This is a genomic window from Micromonospora sp. NPDC047740 (genome assembly GCF_043204735.1).
Taxonomy (GTDB): domain Bacteria; phylum Actinomycetota; class Actinomycetes; order Mycobacteriales; family Micromonosporaceae; genus Micromonospora.
The window spans coordinates 50,024-68,884 of record NZ_JBIDCT010000009.1 but is presented as its reverse complement, the minus strand read 5'-3'; the positions used below and the strand labels follow the sequence as shown (position 1 = coordinate 68,884).

Genomic DNA, 18,861 nt, shown 5'->3' with positions numbered 1-18,861 from the left:
CCATGACCTTCCCCGCCCTGGACCGGATCGAGGCGCTGGCCCGCAACCTCGACGGGTGGCAGCGCGAACTCGGCGCGCGGATGGCCGAGCTGGAGCAGAGCAGCGCCGAGGGGGTGAGCGACTCCGGCCTGGTCACGGTCACCGCGGCCGCCGACGGCAAGATCCTCTCGACCGAGATCAACGCCCGGGCCATGCGCTTCGACTCCTACACCCTCGCGGAGGAGTTCACCGCCGCCGCGAACCGTGCCCAGGAGGCCGCCGCCGCCCGGGTCCGCGAGATCGTCGGCGAGGTGATGGGCAACGCGCCGGCCGCGCCGCGCCCGGCCGCCGACGACTACGGCTACGACCGGTACTGAGCCGATGGAGGAGACCAGGTACCGCGACCGGATCGGTCAGCTCGCCGATCCGGGCGAGCGGGTGCTGACATCCGCGAAGGCCGAGGTCGCCAACGGGGCCACGCCGGCCCCGCCGCGCGACCCGGGCGCACCCGAGGTCTCCGGCCGGGCGACCGTCGGCTCGGTGCTGCTCAACGTGCTCGCCCCGCTGGCCACCTGGGACCGCGGCGACCGACTGGTGGACGTGATCGCCTGGGGGATCGCCGGCCGCGGCGCCCCCGGCTCCGCCGCCTCCCGGCTGCACCACGCGGTGCACCCGGCCCGGCCGGACGGGGCGGTGCGGCACACCCTGCTCGCCGTCACCGACCGGCGGATGCTGGTCTGCGTCACCGGTCCGCTGAAGCTGCTCGCCAGCCGGGGGGACGACGAGCGCGCCCTGGCCGAGACCCGGGTCGCCTGGTCGGCGTCGCGCGCCGAGGTGGCGTCGGCCCGGGTGGGCTGGCACCGGCTCAACCCGAAGCGGCTACGCATCGACTTCACGGACGGCTCGTGGCTCGCCTTCACCGTGCCGATCGCCGAATCCGGCCGCCCGCTCCGCGCCCTCGCCGCCGCCCTCTCGGGCTGAGCCGCCGTCGCCGTCCCCAAGATCGCGCTCGAACCGGGATGTAGTGGCCTACTGGAGTCCGGGAGGCCACTACATCCCGGATACAGGTGCTCTTGCTTGCGGTCGGGCGACGGGCCCAGCCGCCGTCAGCCGGCCAGGGGAGCGGGCAGTGGGTCGTGGTGCAGCACCGCCAGCCGGGACACCGCCCGGGTCAGCACCACGTAGAGGCGGTGCAGGCCCCGCGGCTCGGCCGCCACGATCGCGGCCGGCTCGACCACCACGACGTGGTCGTACTCCAGGCCCTTGACCAGGGTCGCCGGGACCACGGTGACGCGCGCCGCGGTCTCCACGTCGTCGGCGGTCGCGGTCTCGACGCCCGCGCCGGAGAGCGCCGCGCGGAGCCGGTCCACCGCGTCGTCGGCGGCGATCACGCCGACCGAACCGTCGTGCCCGAGCGCCGCGTGCACCTCGGCCACCGTCGCCGCTGTCAGGTCCTCGACCGTACGCACGTCCAGCGTCCCGTCGCGGCGCAGCGACTCGGCCGCGGGTACGTCGACCGCGAGCGCCGGCAGCAGCCGGTTGGCGAACGCGACGACCGCCGCCGGCACCCGGAAGCCGACGCTGAGCGGCACCACGGTGGCGTCCGGCTTGCCCAGGTGGGTCAGGGACTCCCGCCAGTCCGTGGCGGCCCAGGGCGCGGTGCCCTGGGCCAGGTCGCCGAGCAGGGTGATCGAGCCGTGCTCGCTGCGCCGGGCGATGGCCCGGCACTGCATCGGGGACAGGTCCTGCGCCTCGTCGACCACCACGTGCCCGAAGCCGGCCGGCCGTTCGATCAGCCCGGCCGCCTCGTCGATCAGGACCGCGTCGGCGGCCGTCCACTTCGTCGCCTTCGGGGTACGGCCCAGCTTTGTCCCGGTGGCCGCCGAGCCGCGCCGCCGGTCGGTGCCTGCGCGCTGCGGCCCGCCCGCGCCGGCATCTCCTGTTTCGGCGTCTGCCGGGTCCGGTCGCCCGCCGGGGCCTGCGTGCCCGAGCAGCAGGGCCTGCTCGTCGGCGTCGAGTAGGCCGTCGGCCGCCGTGGCGAGGAATTCGGCGTCGGACCAGAGCCGGTGCAGCAGCCCGTCCGGGGTGAGCGCCGGCCAGACCGCGTCGAGGAAGGCGGTGACCGGCTGGGCCTTGCCCATCCGGCGCAGCCAGGCGTCGCTGGGTGACTCCGCCCGGCGGGCCTCGGCCTGGCGTTGCAGCAGCCCCACCACCCGGGCCCGGACGCGCTCCCGGCCGGTCGCGTACGGCAGCCCCTCCCGGCGGGTCTCCTCGACCACCCGGTGCAGCGGGTCGAGGCCGATCCGCCAGCGGAACGAGCCGTCCGACACCATGATCGGCTCGGTGGGCGTACCGATGTGGGCGTCGACCGCGCGGCGGAGCACCTCGGCCATCCGGGCGTCGTGCTTGACGGTGGCGACGGCGGGATCGTCGACCGCGCGTACCGGCACCCGGGCGACCAGGTCCTCCACCGTGGCCTGCTCGACCTCGACCTCGCCGAGCGCCGGCAGCACCGCGGCGATGTACGACAGGAACGCCCGGTTGGGCCCGACGATTAGCACTCCGGACCGGCGTAGCCGTTCCCGGTGCAGGTAGAGCAGGTACGCGGCGCGGTGCAGCCCGACCGCCGTCTTTCCGGTGCCGGGCGCGCCCTGCACGCAGATCGAGTCGGCCAGGTCGGCCCGGACCAGTTCGTCCTGCTCGGGCTGGATGGTGGCGACGATGTCCCGCATCGGGCCGACGCGGGGACGCTCGATCTCGGCGGTGAGGATCCGGCTGGCCGTGCCCAGTTCCTCCCCCCGGTCCAGGTGCTCGTCCTCGAAGCTGGTCAGCAGGCCGGAGCTGAACCCGAAGCGGCGTCGGACGGCGACCCCCTGTGGGTCACGGGCACTGGCCCGGTAGAACGACCGGGAGACCGGGGCTCGCCAGTCCAGCACCAGCGGCTCGCCGAGGTCGTCGGTCACGTGCCGGCGCCCGACGTGGTACACCCCGACGATGTCGTCGGGCTCGGCGTCGCCGCTGTGCCGGCTGTCGGCGGTTCCGCCGCTGTGCCGGCTGTCGGCCGTCCCGCCGAAGTCGAGCCGGCCGAAGAAGAGGGGCGTGGTGGGGTCGTCGGCCAGTTCCTTGACCCGCCGGGCCATGTGGCGGCCCAACTGCTCGGCGGTGTAGGCGTCACCGGCGACCTTGTCGCCGGTGGCGAAGAGTGCCTCTGCCCGCTCCCGCATCCGGCGTAGTGCCGCCCTGGAGGTCTCCAGGTGGGCGCGTTCGGCGGCGAGTTCGAGGTCCAGGGTCTGTTCGGGGGCGTGCAGGGTCATCCACGTACTCCTCGTCACGGGGAAAAACGCTGCCGCTCGCGTTTCCGACCACGGGTCGGCGCGGGGACGTCCGCTGCGGTGCTACTCACCTCGGCCGTCGGGCGGGACAGAGCAGCTTACTCCGACCGGGGTGGCGGGCAACTGAATTTCGTCGGGTCGTGCCCGGCGCGGGATCATGGGGGCATGACCGAGGAGCGCCCCGAACAGCGCCGGGTGACGATCAGCGACCCGCAGGTGATGCGGGCCCTCGCCCACCCCGCCCGTATGGCGATCATGGAACATCTCAGCACGGTGGAGGGCGGTGCGACCGCCACCGAGTGCGCCCAGATCGCCGGCCTCTCCCCGAGCGCGACCAGTTACCACCTGCGGGAGCTGGCGAAGTACGGGCTGATCGAGGAAGCCCCCAGCCGTGGCGACGCCCGGGAGCGGGTCTGGCAGGCGTTCAGCCCTTCGTACTACATCGAATCGGGCCCGGACGCCGACTCGGAGGCCCGCGCCGCCGAGGCGGCCCTGGTGGAGGCCCATATGGCTCGGGACAGCCAGCGCGTCCGGGACTGGATCCAGCGCGCCCCTGACGAGCCGCGCGAGTGGTACGAGGCGGCCTGGTTCAGCGACAGCCTGCTGCAGCTCACCGCCGAGGAACTGACCGAACTCAACAACGCGATCCAGCGGTTGATCGAGCCGTACCGGCGGCGGCTGCGGGCCAACCCGCCCGCCGGATCCCGAAGCGTCGCCGTGCAGTACCGGGCGTTGCCCCTCGACTGACGGGGGTTGCGTCGACCAGTTGTGAAGGATTATTTTCGAAATATGTCCTTCGCATCTGGCCGTTCGCGCTGGTCCGACGTCTGGCTGGTCACCGGCTCCCGCGCCGTCTCCACCTGCGGCGACTTCCTCGCCGCCACCGCCCTGACCCTGGCGCTCCAGTCCGCCGGAGCGGGCGGGCTCGCGGTGTCCGGGCTGATGCTCGCCGCCACCGCGCCGCTGGTGGCGCTCGCTCCGCTGACCGGCCGGCTCGCGGACCGGGTGGACAGCAGGCTGCTGCTGGTGGTCGCCGGGCTCGGCCAGGCCACCGCCTGTCTCGCCCTCGCCTACGCCAGTCACCCGGCCCTGGTCATCGCGCTGGTGGCGCTGCTCGCGTCCGGCCTCGCGGTCACCCAGCCGGTGCTCTCCGCGCTGGTGCCGGCCATGGTCCGGGCCGAGGACCTGCCCCGGGCCGCCGCGCTGAACCAGACCGCCGGGACGCTCGGCGCGCTGGCCGGCCCGGCCCTGGCCGGAGTGCTGGTGGGCGGCTTCGGCACCCGGCTGCCGCTGCTCCTCGACGCCGCCAGCTACCTCGCGCTCGTGGCGGCCGCGCTGCTCATCCGGACCCGCCGGGGTGGCAGCCGGCGATCGGACCCGGCGACGGCACCCGGCGCATCCACCGCGCCCGCGGTCGCCTGGCGGCTGCGCGGCGACCCGATGCTGGTCGCGATGATCGTCACCATCGCCGGCGTGATCGCCGCCGTCGGGGCGATCAACGTGGTCGAGGTCTTCTTCATCCGCGAGACCCTGCACAGCTCCACCACCATGTACGGCCTGGTCACCGGCTCGTGGACGCTCGGCATCCTGGTCGGGGCATGGCTCTTCGCCCGGCTGGCCCGGCGGTTGGTCGACGACCGCCGGCTGCTCGTCGGCTACCTCGTCCTGCTCGCCGGATGCTGCCTGATGATCCTGCTCTCCGCCGCGGTGCCCTCCGCACTGCTGCTGGTGCCGGTCTGGCTGCTCGGCGGTGTGGGCAACGGCGGGGCGAACGTCTTCGACAACGTGCTGCTGGCCCGGCGGGTGCCCGAGGCGAGCCGCGGCCGGGCGTACGCCGCGCTCGGCGGGTCCGTCCAGGGTGCCTCCATGGTCGGCTTCCTGCTCGGCGGTCTCCTGCTCGAGGCGGCCACGCCCCGGTCCCTGGTCGCCGGCTGCGGTGTCGCCGGGCTGCTGGTGATCGCGCTGGTTCTACCCTCGGTCACCCGGGCCGTCCGGGCCGCGCGGGCGCCGGTCGGCGTACCCCCGGCCGGGTCCGCCGAAGCATCGGCGCTCCGGCCCGGCGGCGTGGCCGAAGGCGGACCGGTCGATCCGGCGGCGTCCGGGGCGCGGCAGGTGGCCGCCGGTGCGGAGTTGGCCACTCAACTGCCCTCCCCGTGAGCCGGCGAGGCGGCGCGGCGATAACGTCGGGTCATGGCCGACCGCATCGCCCGCCCCCGGGTGGGACACATCCAGTTCCTCAACTGCCTGCCGATCTACTGGGGGCTGATGCGGTCCGGCGCGCTGATCGACGTCGACCTGCACAAGGACTCGCCGGACCGGCTGAACGCCGCACTGGTCGCCGGTGACCTCGACATCGGGCCGATCTCGCACGTGGAGTACCTGCGGCACGCCGACGAGCTGCTGCTCCTGCCGGATCTGGCGGTCGGCAGCGACGGCCCGGTGCTCTCGGTCAACGTGGTCTCCACCAAGCCCCTCGCCGAGCTGGACGGTGCCCGCGTCGCACTCGGCTCGACCTCCCGTACCGGGGTGCTCCTGGCCCAGCTGCTGCTCGCCGAGCGGTACGGCGTACGTCCGGAGTACTTCCGCTGCCCGCCGGAGCTGACCCAGATGCTCCTGGAGGCCGACGCCGGTGTGCTGATCGGCGACGTGGCGCTGCGCGCGCTCTACGAGGCGCCCCGCAAGGGCCTCCAGGTGACCGACCTCGGGCAGGCCTGGCGGGAGTGGACCGGGCTGCCGATGGTGTTCGCCGTCTGGGCGGTCCGCCGCGACTTCGCCGCCGCCCACCCCGGCGTGGTGAAGGAGGTGCACGAGGCGTTTCTGCGCTCGCGCGACCTCTGCCTGGCCGAGCTGGACCAGGTGGCCGAGGCGGCGGCCCGCTGGGAGCCGTTCGACGCGGCGACCCTGGCCACCTACTTCCGTACCCTCGATTTCTCACTGGGCGAGCGGCAGGTGACCGGGCTGCGTGAGTTCGCCCGCCGGGCGGCCGCGATGGGTGAGGCCCCCGCCCTCCCGGCCGGCGGGCCGGAGTTCTTCCTTGGCTGACGCCGAAACGGCGATGTGGCGGTCTCCCCGGAGCCGGGACACCGCCACGTCGGCGAGCTGAGGAACGGGCGGTTACGTGGCCGGGCGGAGCAACGCCTCGGTGATCTTCTCGCAGTTCTTCATGCCGTAGTCGTAGCCCATGCCGATCGGGTAGCGGACCATCACGCCCATCGTCCAGGTGTCGCCGATGGCCAGGCAGTTGATGTGCATCTCCTGCTCCTTGGTCCGGTCGATCCAGCCGTTCTTGATGGCGATGGTCTTCTGCACCTTGGCCGGGAACGCCTTGCGGATGCCGAAGTCGCCGGCACCACGGACCAGCCGCATCTCGTTGAGCAGCCACTTGGTCCACTTCGGTCCGGCCGCCCGGCCGTCGTCGATGCACAGACCGAGCCGGGCGGTGTCCCGTGGGGACAGTTTGGTCCGGCTCCAGCCGCCGTCACTGGCGACCTTGCTGTCGGTCAGCCCGCACATCGAGATCAGGCGTTTGATCGAGGCGGACCGGCCGACGCTGTTGTAGAACTGCTCGGCGCGGGTGTTGTCGCTGTCCCGGATGATCTTCGTGGCGTCGGCCAGCTTCGCGTCGCTCGGGGTCTGCCCGTTCTCGGCCGCCCGCCGCAGGTAGTCGGCCACGATCCACGACTTGATCATCGAGGCGGTGGTGCTGGTCTCGGCCATGTTCTCCGAACCGATGATCTTCCCGGTCCGCTTGTCCAGGACACTCCACGCGTACCAGCCCTTGATCCCGAGGTCGTCGAGGTCCTGCGCGGCGAACGGCAGCGGCTCGAGGGACGGGGAGGGTGAGGGCGAGGCAGACGGGGCGGGACGGGTGTTGCGATCGGTCGGCGTACCCGCGGACCGGCCGCCCGCCGCGGCCGGCTGCGAGGCGACGGCGGGGCGCAGCGGCGAGCCGGGCACCAGCCGGAGCGCCACGAGCGACAGGCCGACCAGGATGACGGCGACAGCGGCGAGGGCCAGCGGGCGGTGATTGCTGCCCGGGCGGCGGCGGGTGCCGGCCATCAGAGCTTCCCGAGCGGCTGCTGCGGCACCTTCAGGGCGGCGCCGGGCTGCGGGGTCACCAGCTGGGTGGCGACACTGGCGCAGACCTTCGCGCCGTACTCCAGGCCGGCCTTCTGCGGGTAGCGCATCATCACGGTCAGGGTCCAGTCGTCGGTGATCGCAAGGCAGTTGACGTGCCACTGGACGTCGGCCCAGAGCATGGTGAAGCCGTTCTTGATGCTGACCGGATGCTGGGACGTGATCGAGTCGGGCAGGCCGTCGATGATGCCCCAGCGACCACCCTGAACGGTCGTGCTCTTCTGGTCCTCGACGCCACCGCGGACCTTCGTCATCTCGCCGAGGACGAACTTGGTCCACTTCTTTCCGGCGGCGGTGCCGTCACCGATGCAGTCGCCCATCCGCACCGCGTCGCGCGGCGACATCTGGGTGTACGCCCACTTCGCCCGGGTGGGCTCGATCGTCGTGTCGGTCAGCTTGCACATCTTGATCAGCCGCTCCAGCACCGGCCGCCGCCCTCCGGCGTTGTACAGCGCTTCGGCGGCCACGTCGTTGCTGTCCCGGATGGCGGTGACAACCTGTTGCTTCCGCTGCGTGGTCAGCGGCTTGTTGCCGAGCTGGCGCAGATAGTCCGAGACGATCCACGCCTTGATCATCGACTCGGTCGAGTTCGTCTCGGTCATGTTCTTCGCGCCGCTGATCTCCCCGGTCTTGCGATCCATCAGCGCCCAGGAGAAGAACTCGCCCGTGAAGTTCACCGAGACCGGTGCGGCGGCCAGGGTCGGCAGGGCTGGCGCGGTGGGCTCGGGCGCGGGGACCTTCTCGCCGCCACCGATGCCGCCGAGGCTGGCGATGGCGTCGCCGCCACTGAGGCGGGCGTACGCGGCGGGCACCAGCATGACGCCACCGAGGAGGACCGTCACGATGGCGAGCACCATGATCACGCGATGTCGCATGAGTGGGTGAACTCCAGATGTCTGGCCGGGGGGACCGGCTTTTCCGAATGTGTTCGGCCTGATCGCCGGGGCCGGGGGAGTGGCCTGGAGCCGGTGGCGATCGTCAGCAGCCGATCGGTGTGCCGGGGGAAGTCTACTTCCGGACAGGCCCGATGCCAGAACTCGCGTGGTGGCAACTCGCCGTGAAGGCGGGGTAATTCGCCGTTGTGCCGTGCTTGCGAGGATTCACCTTCTGGACGTGGCCGACATCACAGCGCGGTGGCAGATCGGCGCCACTGACCGTAAGCGGTCATCGGGTGACGGAAGGTGTGTCCGGAAACCTGTTACACCCTCTGGTGTCATCGGTCGCGAGCTGTAACACTGGCCTCATGTATGGCAACGACTTCGCCCCGCCCGAGGAGGGTCCGGGCGGCGGCCTGCTCGGCGAGGTGGAGGCGGCGGAAGCAGCGCTGCGGGAGGCCGCGGCGCGGGCCCGACGCGGCGGTCCGGCGCCCGACGAGGACCTCGAGGCGTACTTCGCGGACGTGATCGACGCCGATCAGAAGATCGAGCCGCGGGACTGGATGCCGGAGGCGTACCGGAAGACGCTGATCCGGCAGATCGCCCAGCACGCGCACTCCGAGATCATCGGCATGCAGCCGGAGGGCAACTGGATCAGTCGCGCCCCCTCGCTCAAGCGCAAGGCGATCCTGCTGGCCAAGGTGCAGGACGAGGCCGGCCACGGCCTCTACCTCTACGCGGCGGCCGAGACGCTGGGCGTGAGCCGGGACGAGCTGGTGGAGCTGCTGATCGAGGGCCGGCAGAAGTACAGCTCGATCTTCAACTACCCGACCCTGACCTGGGCCGACGTGGGTGCGATCGGCTGGCTGGTGGACGGCGCGGCGATCGTCAACCAGGTGCCGCTGTGCCGCTGCTCCTACGGTCCGTACGCGCGAGCGATGATCCGGGTCTGCAAGGAGGAGTCGTTTCACCAGCGCCAGGGGTACGAGATCCTGCACACCCTGGCCCACGGCACGCCGGAGCAGAAGGCGATGGCCCAGGACGCGGTGGACCGCTGGTGGTATCCGTCCCTGGCGATGTTCGGCCCGCCCGACGGTGACTCGACGCACAGCGCGCAGTCGATGGCCTGGAAGATCAAGCGCTTCTCCAACGACGAGCTGCGCCAGCGCTTCGTCGACATGTGCGTGCAGCAGGCGGAGATCCTCGGGCTCACCATCCCCGACCCCGACCTGCGGTGGAACGAGGAGCGGCAGGCGTACGACTTCAGCCAGCCCGACTACGACGAGCTGATGCGGGTGATCAAGGGCGACGGTCCGTGCAACCGGCAGCGGATGGCGCACCGGCGCGGCGCCCACGAGGAGGGCGCCTGGGTACGCGAGGCCGCCGCGGCGTACGCCGCCAAGCGGGCGGAGACGCAGAAGGAGAAGGTGGCGGCATGAGCGAGCGTCAGCGAGCGAGTCATCAGCACAGCGCGGAAGTGCCTCATGCCGGCGCCGAGCGGAGCGAGGTGGCGGCATGAGCAAGGAACAGACCCCGCTCTGGGAGGTGTTCGTGCGGGCCCGGCGCGGGCTGTCGCACACCCACGTGGGCAGCCTGCACGCCCCCGATGCGGAGCTGGCCCTGCGCAACGCGCGGGACCTCTACACCCGCCGGCAGGAGGGCGTCTCCATCTGGGTGGTGCCGGCGAGCGCGATCACCGCGTCCAGCCCGGACGAGAAGGATGCCTTCTTCGACCCGGCCGCCGACAAGGTCTACCGCCATCCGACCTTCTACCAGGTGCCGGACGGGGTGGCCCACCTGTGAGCGAGCGAACCATTCGGCTCAGCAGCGTGGTGCGAAGCGCCGCCGCCGAGCGAAGCGAGGTGGCGGCGTGAGCGCCCCATTCGACTTCGCCCTCGCCCTCGGCGACGACGCGCTGATCGCGGCGCAGCGGCTCGGCGAGTGGACCTCCCGCGCGCCGGAGATGGAGGAGGACGTCGCGCTGGCGAACATCGCCCTCGACCAGCTCGGTGCGGCCCGCCTCCTGCTCACGTACGCGGGCGAGCTCGAGGGCGCGGGGCGGGACGAGGACGCCCTGGCCTACCTTCGCGGCGACCGGGAGTTTCGCAACTGCCTCCTGGTCGAGCTGCCCAACGGCGACTTCGCGGTCACCATGGCGAAGCTGTTCTTCCTGGCCGCGTACCAGCTCCCGCTCTACACCGCGCTGGCCGGGTGCGGCGACGAGCGGCTGGCCGCGATCGGCGCGAAGGCCCGCAAGGAGTCCGCGTACCACCTGGACCACGCCTCGCTCTGGGTGCGGCGGCTCGGCGACGGCACCGAGGAGTCGCACCGCCGGATGCAGGCCGCGGTCGACCAGGTGTGGCCGTACGTCCACGAGCTCTTCACGGCGGACCCCGGGGCGCCGGTCGACCCGGCCACCCTGCGGGCCGACTTCGACGCCCACGTCTGCGCCGTGCTGGCCGAGGCGACGCTGACCCGCCCGGCGGACGGCTGGGCCCCGGGCGGTGGCCGGGACGGCGTCCACACCGAACACCTCTCGTACCTGCTGGCCGAGATGCAGGTGCTGCACCGCGCCCATCCCGGGGCGAAGTGGTGAGCGCGAGGAGTGCAGCGGAGCGGAGCCCCGCAGTCGCGAACGAAAGGTGGCACCGGTGAGTGACCCCAGGGCGGCCGTGGCGGCGGTGGTGGACCCGGAGATCCGGGTCGTCACCATCGACGAGCTGGGCATCCTGCGGTCGGTCGACGAGGACAAGGCCACCGGCCGGCTCGTCGTCACCATCACCCCCACCTACACCGGCTGCCCGGCGATGGACGTGATCCGGGCGGACATCCGCCGGGCGCTCGCCGCCACCGGCCACCCCGACGCCGAGATCCGCACCGTGTACTCCCCGGCGTGGAGCACCGACTGGATCTCGGCGAGCGGCCGCGCCAAGCTGGCCGCCGCCGGCATCGCCCCGCCCGCGCCCGCCCGCGCCGGCACCGTCGTGCCGCTGACCCTCGCCGTACGCTGCCCGCGCTGCGGCTCCCCGGAGACCGAGCAGGTCAGCCGCTTCGGTTCCACCGCGTGCAAGGCCCTCTGGCGCTGCCGCTCCTGCTCCGAACCCTTCGACCACCTGAAGGCGCTGTGACTGTCACGATCACCCGACCGGTCCGTCGCCGGCCGGTCTTCCACCCGCTCCCCGTCGCCGCCGTCGACCGGCTCACCGCCGACGCCGTGGCGATCACCTTCGCCGTACCCGAGGAGCTGCGGGAGACGTTCGCGTTCTCCGCCGGTCAGCACCTCACCGTCCGGCTTCCCGCCGGTGGCGGGCTCACCGGCTCGGCCGGGGAGGGCGGGGAGGAGGTGCGGCGGTCATACTCGATCTGCTCGACGCCGGCGGAGTTGGCGCGGCACGGCCGGCTGCGGATCGGGGTGCGGGAGATTCCCGGCGGCGCCTTCTCCGCGTACGCCTGCGGCGCCCTGCGCGGCGGCGACACCGTCGAGGTGCTGCCCCCATTCGGGCACTTCACCACGGCGTTCGCGCCGGACCGGGTCCGCCGGTACGGCGCGGTGGTGGCCGGCTCCGGCATCACCCCGGTGCTCTCGCTGGTCGCGACCGCGCTGGCCGTCGAGCCGGCCAGCACCTTCACCCTGGTGTACGGCAACCGCACGGCGAACTCGGTGATGTTCGCCGAGGAGTTGGCCGACCTGAAGGACCGGTGGCCCACCCGGCTGCACTTGGTGCACGTGCTCTCCCGGGAGCTGGGCGAGTCGCCGCTGCTGTCCGGGCGGATCGACGCCGACCGGCTCACTCGGCTGCTCGACACGATCGTCCCCGGCGACGCCATCGACGAGTGGTTCCTCTGCGGCCCGTACGGAATGGTGGTGGACGCCAAGGCGGTGCTGGCTGCCCGCGGCCTGCCGGATTCGGCGGTGCACACCGAGCTGTTCCACGTCGACGCTCCGCCGGAGCCGGTCCGCCGCCTGACCGACGAGCCCGGCGCCGGCGCCGAGGTGACGATCGTGCTGGACGGGCGCTCGTCGCGGTTCACCATGGGCCGGGACGAGCGGGTGCTGGACGCGGCGCTGAAGGTCCGCGGCGAGCTGCCGTACGCCTGTAAGGGCGGGGTCTGCTCGACCTGCAAGGCCAAGGTGGTCGAGGGCGAGGTGACCATGGCCCGCAACTACGCGTTGGAGCCCGACGAGGTGGCGGCCGGCTACGTCCTCACCTGCCAGTCCAGCCCGGTGACCGACAAGCTCACCGTCGACTACGACGCCTGACGCCACGCCACGCCGCGTGCCGGTCCGTCCGTGATCCGGGACCGGCACGCAGCGGGCAGAGGCCAGCGAAAGGAACTGTCACCCGTTCTGGCCGAGGCACAGCAGGAGCTTGCGCGAGTTCTGTTCTTCGGTGTAGCTCGCGACCGTGCTGGCGAACTGCTCGCACTTCGCCTCGTCGGTGGTGTCCTCGACCTTGCCGAGGATGACGTACGCGGCGGCCGGGTCGCCGCAGTCGACGACGGTGACATCCGGGTTCGTGCTCGTGCCCTCGGCGCTGACGCAGGCGCCGACTTCGGCGTAGGCCGGGTCACTGGAGATGGCCCAGCCGAGAGCGAATGCGATGACCACGGGTACGACGAGGCCGAACGCCGCGGCCCGCTGCAACACGGGCTTGCCCGGCACCGCCGGTACGCCCGGCGCGCCGGGCACCGGCTCGCCCAGGCGGCCGAGCCGGACCCGGGTGATGAGGTTCCCGATCAGGACGAGTGGGGTGATGATCATGGAGAGGAAGCCCCACCAGCCTTGCCAGAGGGTCTTCGCGCTCATGTCGCGACAGGTGGCGATGCCGCACGCCCGGCAGAACGGGCCGTGCTGGGTGAGGACACGCATGAAGATGAGGAAGCCCTGATGCCCGTGCAGCGTCGCCTTGATCGCCGGAATCGATCCACAGAAGCGACAGGTGAGGGGAGCGACGCTGGGCGCGGCCGCCGGCTGCGGGGCGGGCGGAACCTGAGGTTGGTGCGGGAATGGTGCGGTCACGACTCTTCCTTGAGAGAGGCCTGAGAACCACCGCACGATAGGCGACGACCAACTGCTTCGTTGTCCCGCCGGGCACGTCACATGGCGGAACACCCCGACAAGGCGTGGCGTCAAGCGGGCGTAGGCTCAGAGGCGTGACGGTGAGCCGGGAGATCGACGACATCCTGCAGCGCGGCGCGGACGGCGGGCGGATCACGCCCGAGGAGGCCCTGCTGCTCTACACCGAGGCGCCCTTCCACCCGCTCGGCGAGGCGGCGGACGCGGTGCGCCGGCGGCGCTACCCGGACAACATCGTCACGTACCTGATCGACCGCAACATCAACTACACGAACGTCTGCGTGACGGCGTGCAAGTTCTGCGCGTTCTACCGGGCACCGAAGCACAAGGAGGGGTGGACCCACCCCACCGAGGAGATCCTGCGCCGCTGCGGCGAGGCGGTCGAGTTGGGCGCCACCCAGGTCATGCTCCAGGGCGGCCACCACCCGGACTACGGCGTGGAGTACTACGAGGAGCTCTTCTCCGCGGTCAAGCGGGTGTACCCGCAGCTCGCCATCCACTCGATCGGCCCGAGCGAGATCCTGCACATGGCCAAGGTCTCCGGGGTGAGCCTGGACGAGGCCATCGCCCGGATCAAGACGGCCGGGCTGGACTCCATCGCGGGCGCCGGCGCCGAGATGCTGCCGGACCGCCCGCGCAAGGCAATCGCCCCGCTCAAGGAGTCGGGCGCGCGCTGGCTGGAGGTAATGGAGCTGGCGCACCGGCAGGGCCTCGAGTCGACCGCGACCATGATGATGGGCACCGGCGAGACCAACGCCGAGCGGATCGAGCACCTGCGGATGATCCGCGACGTGCAGGACCGCACCGGCGGTTTCCGGGCGTTCATCCCGTGGACCTACCAGCCGGAGAACAACCACCTCAAGGGCCGCACCCAGGCGACCACGATGGAATACCTGCGGCTGATCGCGGTGGCCCGGCTCTTCTTCGAGACGGTGCCGCACCTGCAGGCGTCCTGGCTGACCACCGGCAAGGACGTCGGGCAGCTCGCCCTGCACATGGGGGTGGACGACCTCGGCTCGATCATGCTGGAGGAGAACGTCATCTCCTCGGCCGGTGCCCGGCACCGGTCCAACCTGCACGAGCTGATCGGCATGATCCGCAGCGCCGACCGGATCCCCGCGCAGCGGGACACCCTCTACCAGCGGCTCGCGGTGCACTGGACGCCGGCCGACGACCCGAGCGACGACCGGGTGGTCTCGCACTTCTCCTCGATCGCCCTGCCGGGTGGCGGGGCCGGGAAGTCGTTGCCACTCGTCGAGGTCAACTGAGCCCGTCCCGTCCACCGGTCGCGCCCGCCTGGGCACCGTCGGTGACCGCCTCCGGCCTGGCCGGCGTCGGCCGAACGGCCAATGGTTGGCTGTCGATGGGCCTTTCCTGTCAGCCGTTCTACGGAGGCTCGTCCGGGACCGTCGGTGTCAAGTGCCATCAATTCGGGCAATCCTTAAGCGACTCTTAGCCCTGCAGGTGGTGAAGGTTCGGCGTGGGGGGTGGCGGGGGTGATCGCGGGCCGCTAACGTGCCCGCTCGTCCCCGTTCATTCACCGATCCCGCGGGGGGATTGATTTCATGATCTTCCGTAACCGGCCGCTGGTGCGGCTCGGCGCTGCCACGTTGCTCGCCTCCGGGGCGATCACCGCCTTCGGCGCGCCCGCCCACGCCGCCGGCACCGAGACCGACCTTGAGCTGAAGGTCGCGGGCACGCGTGTCGCGGCCAACGCCGAGGGCAAGATCGCCTTCGCCAAGGTCACCAACCTCGGCACGAACACCCCGAGCGAGTTGGCCGTCCGGGTCGACGTCTCCAAGGTGGACTTCAGCAAGGTCATCGCCGTGCCGCTCGTCGAGGACGGCTGCGACGTCGAAGGCACCGACGAGAAGCCGACGGCGTTCACCTGCCACGCGACCGGGGCGGGCCTGCCCGGCCCGGGCGAGACGACCGATCTGCCCCTCGTGATCTTCAAGTTCGAGGTCGAGGGCACCTACCAGGCGCCGCTGTCGTTCAAGCTGATCTCGAAGGACGACACCAACGCGGAGAACAACAGCGCGTCCGCCACGCTCGAGCTCTCCGACGAGAGTGGCCCGGACCTCGCGGTCATCGCCGACGACGTCAAGCAGGCCGCCAAGATCGTCGACGGCAACCCGGTCTACTCGGGTGGCCTGCACCCGGGCGGTCAGTCCGCGCTGACGTACTTCGTCGCCAACCAGGGTGACCAGGCGACCGCGGGTCTCAAGATCACCGTGAAGCTGCCCAAGGGCGTGACCCCGGCCGAGACCGAGCAGGACTGCGAGTACTCCGCCGACAAGTCCACCTTCACCTGCACCTACGCGGACTTCGGCCTGATCCCGCAGGACCAGGACACCGGCGAGGACGACAACCTGTACTCGGCTTACGGCTTCTACCACCTGTTCAACGTCGGGTCCGACGTGAAGCCGGGTGCCCTGACCGGCGGCCTCGTGTCGGTCGAGCCGGTCGGCGCCGCCGTGCCGTCCATCACCCGCGCGAAGCCCGTCAAGCAGCTGCCGAAGAACGTCGAGGGCATGCAGGCCAAGGATGTCGACGCCAGCGACAACAGCGACGGCTACGCTGTCATCGTCGCCGCCAAGGGCGGCGCCGGCGGTGGCGTGGGCGGCGGCGACGAGGGTGGCCTGCCGGTGACCGGTGCGAAGGCCGGCCTGATCGGCGGTATCGGCGCGGCTGTGCTGCTCGCGGGTGGCGCGATGTTCCTGGTTGCCCGTCGGCGCCGGGTGGTTCTGGTGACCCCGGGCGACGAGAAGCCGACCGCCTGACGGTCGTCCTCCATCGGCCCGCGAGGGTCGTTCACATAACGCACGGCAGTGGGGCGGGATGGTTCACCATCCCGCCCCACTGTCTTCGCACCATCCCGCCCTCAACGGGTCCGGGGTGGCACCCGTCGGGGGCGGCCCGCGGCCCAGCTGGCAGAGTGGAGGGGTGAGCCGTACCCCGCAGGGCCAGCGCGCCAACCTGGACAAGCAGCCGCACGAGGTCGCCGCGATGTTCGACGGCGTGGCGGCCCGCTACGACCTGACCAACACCGTCCTCTCCTTCGGGCAGGACCGGTTCTGGCGGCGGGCCACCCGCGAGGCGCTCGGGCTGAGCGCGGGCGAGCGGGTGCTCGACGTGGGCGCGGGAACCGGCGTCTCGACCGAGGAGCTGTCCCACTCCGGCGCGTACGCGGTGGGCGCCGACCTGTCGCTGGGCATGCTGCACGCCGGCAAGCGCACCCGACCGGCGGTGCCGCTGCTGGCCGGGGACGCCCTGCGGCTGCCCTTCGCCGACGCCAGCTTCGACGCGGTCACCATCTCCTTCGCGTTGCGCAACGTCAACGACACCGACGCGGCGTTGCGCGAGCTGGCCCGGGTCACCAGGCCGGGCGGCCGGCTGGTGGTCTGCGAGTTCAGCAGGCCGGTCAATCCGGCGTTCCGCACGGTCTACCTGTCGTACCTGATGCGGTCGCTGCCCGCGGTGGCGCGGGCGGTCTCCAGCAACCCCGACGCGTACGTCTACCTCGCCGAGTCCATCCGGGCCTGGCCGGATCAGGCGGCGCTGGCCGCGCGGATCGGCGCGGCGGGGTGGAGCCGGGTGGCCTGGCGCAACCTCACCGGCGGCGTCGTCGCCCTGCACCGTGCGGTCCGGGACTGACAACGGGCCGGCCCGTCGCCAGCGGCAGGGCAAACCACCCTATTTCGTGAATATCCGTTTTTGGTCTACTTAGTTTCGTAGGCTCGGCCCATGACGGGACCCGAGCAGGTGGCCACGGACGATGACGCCGCGGAACTCATCGCCCAGCTCAAGGAGCTGGCCGGTGCGGATCCCGCCGACGTCCGTCAGGTGGTCGCGGAGGTGCTGGCCGCTCTCGACCGGGCGGCCGGCGGCGCGCTGCGCGAGCACCTGCCGGAGGCGATCCGCCTCGACGCCGGCCTCGGGCCGGCCACTTCCGCCCGCCCGTAACGTCGAAATGGACTCCTACCGGCCCGTTTCCGCGAAGTTAGGTACCCCTCACCACCTCCAGGTGTAACCCCGGTCATAGACTCCAACCCGATCGGCTTGTGAACCATTTCACGAGCATGCGGGAGGAGGCGCAGATGACCGCGGTGGAGAACGACGCCGACGTGATCGTCGTGGGCGCCGGTCCCGGAGGATCGGCGACGGCGTACCACCTGGCGCGGCACGGCGTACGCGTGCTGCTGCTGGAGAAGACCGAGTTTCCCCGGGAGAAGGTCTGCGGCGACGGGCTCACCCCCCGGGCCGTGCGGCAGCTGATCCGGATGGGCGTGGACACCTCGCCCGAGGCCGGCTGGCTGCACAACAAGGGCCTGCGGGTGATCGGCGGCGGGGTACGCCTGGAACTGGACTGGCCGGACCTGGCCAGCTTCCCCAACTACGGCCTGGTCCGGACCCGGCTCGACTTCGACGACCTGCTCGCCCAGCGGGCCGTCGCCGCCGGGGCGAAGCTACGGACCAGCGTGAACGTGGCCGGCCCGGTGCTCGACGCCGACGACCGGGTGATCGGCGTGCAGGCCGAGGTGGGCCCGGACAAGGAGCCGGCCACCTTCCACGCCCCGCTGGTGGTCGCCGCGGACGGCGTCTCCGGCCGCTTCCCGCTCGCCCTCGGGCTGGCCAAGCGGGAGGACCGGCCGATCGGCGTGGCGGTCCGCCGCTACTACCGCTCGCCCGCCAAGCACGACGACGACTACCTCGAGTCGTGGCTGGAGCTGCGGGCCAAGGGCAACGACGCGCTGCTGCCCGGCTACGGCTGGATCTTCGGCCTCGGTGACGGTCGGGTCAACGTCGGCCTGGGCGTGCTCAACTCCTCCGCCGCGTTCGGCAAGACCAACTACCGGCGGCTGCTCACCGACTGGCTGGCCAACACCCCGGAGGACTGGGGGATGACCGACGAGGCGAACGCCGAGGGGCCGATTCTCGGCGCCGCGCTGCCGATGGGCTTCAACCGGGTGCCGCACTACACCCGCGGGGCGATGCTGGTCGGCGACTCCGGCGGCATGGTCAACCCGTTCAACGGCGAGGGCATCGCGTACGCGATGGAGTCCGGCGAGCTGGCCGCCGAGGTGGCGGTGCAGGCGCTCGCCCGGCCGGCCGGTGCCGAGCGGGAACGGGCGCTGATGGCGTACCCGCAGGAGCTGAAGACCCGCTTCGGCGGCTACTACCGGCTCGGCGGGATCTTCGTGAAGCTCATCGGCCGGCCGGAGATCATGCGGCTGGCCACCAAGCACGGCATGCCGCACCCGATGCTGATGCGCTTCGTGCTCAAGCTGCTGGCCAACCTGACCGACCCGCGCGGCGGGGACGCGATGGACCGGGTCATCAACGCGATGACGCGGGTGGCGCCGGCAGTCTGACAACGGCGCCGGCGGCCGATGAGGCCGCGGGCGCCGACAAAGATCGACCCCCGCCGGCCGAGGTCACGAGGGACGTGAATAGTGTG

At 71.9% G+C, this 18,861-nt stretch carries 19 protein-coding genes; 15 read left to right on the top strand and 4 right to left on the bottom strand.

Going from position 1 to position 18,861, the window contains the following annotated elements; translation table 11 throughout:
- Positions 1-2 precede the first annotated feature (2 nt).
- Together ACGF4F_RS18060 and ACGF4F_RS18055 are read left to right on the top strand one after the other, a co-directional pair.
- The gene (locus ACGF4F_RS18060; RefSeq protein WP_357434712.1) at positions 3-356 is read left to right on the top strand and encodes a YbaB/EbfC family nucleoid-associated protein; all 354 of its coding nucleotides are present in this window, start codon (positions 3-5) and stop codon (positions 354-356) included.
- Between the two features lie 4 nt (positions 357-360).
- Positions 361-960, top strand: coding sequence for a hypothetical protein (locus ACGF4F_RS18055; protein WP_393078511.1), 600 nt, complete (start codon positions 361-363; stop codon positions 958-960).
- Positions 961-1,085: 125 nt separating this feature from the next.
- Here the strand turns inward: ACGF4F_RS18055 and ACGF4F_RS18050 are convergent, their stop codons facing one another.
- Positions 1,086-3,293: an AAA family ATPase gene (locus ACGF4F_RS18050; protein WP_357434714.1), complete on the bottom strand. Its 2,208-nt coding sequence runs from the start codon at positions 3,291-3,293 to the stop codon at positions 1,086-1,088.
- A 183-nt stretch (positions 3,294-3,476) separates the two neighbouring features.
- Here ACGF4F_RS18050 and ACGF4F_RS18045 point away from each other — a divergent pair, with 183 nt between their 5' ends.
- The 3 genes from ACGF4F_RS18045 to ACGF4F_RS18035 are packed head-to-tail and all read left to right on the top strand — an operon-like array spanning position 3,477 to position 6,353.
- On the top strand, positions 3,477-4,058 hold the full coding sequence (locus tag ACGF4F_RS18045) for an ArsR/SmtB family transcription factor (protein WP_393078508.1): 582 nt from the start codon (positions 3,477-3,479) through the stop codon (positions 4,056-4,058).
- Between the two features lie 42 nt (positions 4,059-4,100).
- Complete coding sequence (locus tag ACGF4F_RS18040) at positions 4,101-5,468, top strand: MFS transporter (RefSeq protein WP_393078505.1); 1,368 nt, start codon at positions 4,101-4,103, stop codon at positions 5,466-5,468.
- Between the two features lie 33 nt (positions 5,469-5,501).
- The gene (locus ACGF4F_RS18035; protein WP_073834117.1) at positions 5,502-6,353 is read left to right on the top strand and encodes a menaquinone biosynthetic enzyme MqnA/MqnD family protein; all 852 of its coding nucleotides are present in this window, start codon (positions 5,502-5,504) and stop codon (positions 6,351-6,353) included.
- A gap of 72 nt (positions 6,354-6,425) precedes the next feature.
- Here ACGF4F_RS18035 and ACGF4F_RS18030 read toward each other — a convergent pair whose 3' ends face one another.
- Both ACGF4F_RS18030 and ACGF4F_RS18025 read right to left on the bottom strand, forming a co-directional pair.
- On the bottom strand, positions 6,426-7,370 hold the full coding sequence (locus tag ACGF4F_RS18030; RefSeq protein ID WP_393078502.1) for a hypothetical protein: 945 nt from the start codon (positions 7,368-7,370) through the stop codon (positions 6,426-6,428).
- Entirely contained in the window at positions 7,370-8,323 is a 954-nt protein-coding gene (locus ACGF4F_RS18025; RefSeq protein WP_357434718.1) for a hypothetical protein, read from the bottom strand. The genes ACGF4F_RS18030 and ACGF4F_RS18025 overlap by 1 nt, the downstream gene beginning before the upstream one ends.
- A 368-nt stretch (positions 8,324-8,691) precedes the next feature.
- Between ACGF4F_RS18025 and paaA the strand changes: the two genes are divergently transcribed.
- The 5 genes from paaA to paaE all read left to right on the top strand — a co-directional run bounded on the left by paaA (position 8,692) and on the right by paaE (position 12,584).
- Entirely contained in the window at positions 8,692-9,762 is a 1,071-nt protein-coding gene (gene paaA / locus ACGF4F_RS18020; RefSeq protein ID WP_393078499.1) for a 1,2-phenylacetyl-CoA epoxidase subunit PaaA, read from the top strand.
- A 76-nt stretch (positions 9,763-9,838) separates the two neighbouring features.
- The gene (gene paaB, locus ACGF4F_RS18015; protein WP_357434720.1) at positions 9,839-10,126 is read left to right on the top strand and encodes a 1,2-phenylacetyl-CoA epoxidase subunit PaaB; all 288 of its coding nucleotides are present in this window, start codon (positions 9,839-9,841) and stop codon (positions 10,124-10,126) included.
- A 67-nt stretch (positions 10,127-10,193) separates the two neighbouring features.
- Positions 10,194-10,919, top strand: coding sequence for a 1,2-phenylacetyl-CoA epoxidase subunit PaaC (paaC, locus tag ACGF4F_RS18010; RefSeq protein WP_357434721.1), 726 nt, complete (start codon positions 10,194-10,196; stop codon positions 10,917-10,919).
- 55 nt (positions 10,920-10,974) lie between these two features.
- The gene (paaD, locus tag ACGF4F_RS18005; RefSeq protein ID WP_393078495.1) at positions 10,975-11,451 is read left to right on the top strand and encodes a 1,2-phenylacetyl-CoA epoxidase subunit PaaD; all 477 of its coding nucleotides are present in this window, start codon (positions 10,975-10,977) and stop codon (positions 11,449-11,451) included.
- Positions 11,448-12,584: a 1,2-phenylacetyl-CoA epoxidase subunit PaaE gene (paaE, locus tag ACGF4F_RS18000; protein WP_393078492.1), complete on the top strand. Its 1,137-nt coding sequence runs from the start codon at positions 11,448-11,450 to the stop codon at positions 12,582-12,584. The genes paaD and paaE overlap by 4 nt, the downstream gene beginning before the upstream one ends.
- Before the next feature lie 78 nt (positions 12,585-12,662).
- On the opposite strand, the gene ACGF4F_RS17995 is transcribed toward paaE, so the two are convergent.
- Positions 12,663-13,343 (bottom strand): hypothetical protein, encoded by a 681-nt coding sequence (locus ACGF4F_RS17995; RefSeq protein WP_393078489.1) that lies wholly within the window; start codon positions 13,341-13,343, stop codon positions 12,663-12,665.
- A gap of 134 nt (positions 13,344-13,477) precedes the next feature.
- On the opposite strand from ACGF4F_RS17995, the gene mqnC reads away from it, so the two are divergent.
- The 5 genes from mqnC to ACGF4F_RS17970 all read left to right on the top strand — a co-directional run bounded on the left by mqnC (position 13,478) and on the right by ACGF4F_RS17970 (position 18,775).
- Positions 13,478-14,668 carry a cyclic dehypoxanthinyl futalosine synthase gene (gene mqnC, locus ACGF4F_RS17990; RefSeq protein ID WP_393078486.1) on the top strand — a complete coding sequence of 397 codons (1,191 nt, stop codon included), beginning with the start codon at positions 13,478-13,480 and terminating at the stop codon, positions 14,666-14,668.
- Between the two features lie 297 nt (positions 14,669-14,965).
- Positions 14,966-16,183 carry a cell wall anchor protein gene (locus ACGF4F_RS17985; RefSeq protein ID WP_357434726.1) on the top strand — a complete coding sequence of 406 codons (1,218 nt, stop codon included), beginning with the start codon at positions 14,966-14,968 and terminating at the stop codon, positions 16,181-16,183.
- Positions 16,184-16,346: 163 nt separating this feature from the next.
- Positions 16,347-17,057 carry a demethylmenaquinone methyltransferase gene (locus ACGF4F_RS17980; protein ID WP_357434727.1) on the top strand — a complete coding sequence of 237 codons (711 nt, stop codon included), beginning with the start codon at positions 16,347-16,349 and terminating at the stop codon, positions 17,055-17,057.
- 90 nt (positions 17,058-17,147) lie between these two features.
- Positions 17,148-17,366, top strand: a complete 219-nt coding sequence (locus ACGF4F_RS17975) for a hypothetical protein (RefSeq protein ID WP_073834102.1) — start codon at positions 17,148-17,150, stop codon at positions 17,364-17,366.
- Between the two features lie 134 nt (positions 17,367-17,500).
- Positions 17,501-18,775 (top strand): geranylgeranyl reductase family protein, encoded by a 1,275-nt coding sequence (locus tag ACGF4F_RS17970; protein WP_357434728.1) that lies wholly within the window; start codon positions 17,501-17,503, stop codon positions 18,773-18,775.
- Positions 18,776-18,861 lie beyond the last annotated feature (86 nt).